Here is a 1150-nt window from a genome sequence, read left to right as displayed (position 1 = left end):
GGCAAGGCCGCTTTGCCTGGATCGGGCGCGATATGGCTTGCAGTGATCTGCTGGTCTTTGCCTCGACGGGCAATGGCGACACCGTCTGGGTGCTTGCGCCGGCTAACTGGCAGGCGATCGAAGCGGCGCGTGCGGCCGCGCAGGCGGATGCGGCTACGGGCAATGCGGCGAAGGAGAAGACGGCAGCAGTTCCTTCATCTGCACCCGATCCTGACCCGAACTGGATCTTGCTGGGCAAGATAGACCGCCTGGACCGCAAGCAGCGCTACCATTGGTCAAAGGTGCTGGGCCAGGAGCGCATCACCGGCATCGATGATGGTGTGGGCCGCCACTACCAGCTGCACTACCAGCAAATCCTGCCCGCGCAGGATGCCCAGCATTACAGCCACGCCGATGGCCACTTCTTCTGGCAAGCCGACAGCGGCGTGCGCCTGACCAGCATCCGCCTCGCACGCGACCCCGCCGCCACCGATCAAACGGAACCCATCACCCTGGTGCACTACAGCTACAGCGCCCAGGGTGACTTGCTTGAGGTGCAAGACCGCCACGGCCACACCCCCCGCCGCTTTGCCTGGCGCAACCATTTGATGGTCTTCCACCAAAAGCGCAGCGGCCCCGAGCACCACTACGCCTACGACCGCTATGAACCGGGCGGCCAGGCCATTGCCCAGCGTAACCAGGAGGGCCTGGACTACCAGTTTGCCTACCAGGTGCTCCCCGAAGCCAACGGCCAGCCGCGCAGGGCCTGCGTGGTCACCGATAGCCTGGGCCGCGTAGACAGCTACATCTTCCAAGGCGAGGCGGGCCTGGCGCGGCTCGTAGAGCACCAAAGAGCGGATGGCAGTACGGTGCAGCGCAGCTACAACCAGTTTGGCCACCTGACCAGTGTCACCGACCCGCTGGGCCGCAGAGTCAGCATGCAGGTGAGCCCCCTGGGCCAGCTCCTGTCCAGCCAGGGCCCGGGCGGGGCGCGCAGCAGCCAGCGCTTTGATGACGCCACTGCCCGCCTGCAAAGCAGCACCGACGCTGCGGGCCGCACCACCCGCTACGCCTACGACCACTACGGCCGCATGACGCAGGTGACCATGGCCGATGGCAGCACCGAGCACTACCACTACCCGGCCATCACAGATGCGAGCGGCGCCCAGGC

Annotated in this window: 1 pseudogene; it reads left to right on the top strand. The window is 66.3% G+C overall.

Annotated features, from left to right (window positions below):
- Positions 1–32: 32 nt before the first annotated feature.
- Positions 33–1150: pseudogene (locus tag H928_RS26090) on the top strand (RHS repeat protein); the annotation flags it as partial.

The sequence above is a fragment of the Comamonas sp. B-9 genome, from assembly GCF_000410635.1.
Lineage (GTDB): Bacteria > Pseudomonadota > Gammaproteobacteria > Burkholderiales > Burkholderiaceae_C > Comamonas.
The sequence above is the reverse complement of the archived record's forward strand: the minus strand, read 5'-3'. Positions and strand labels throughout refer to the sequence as shown.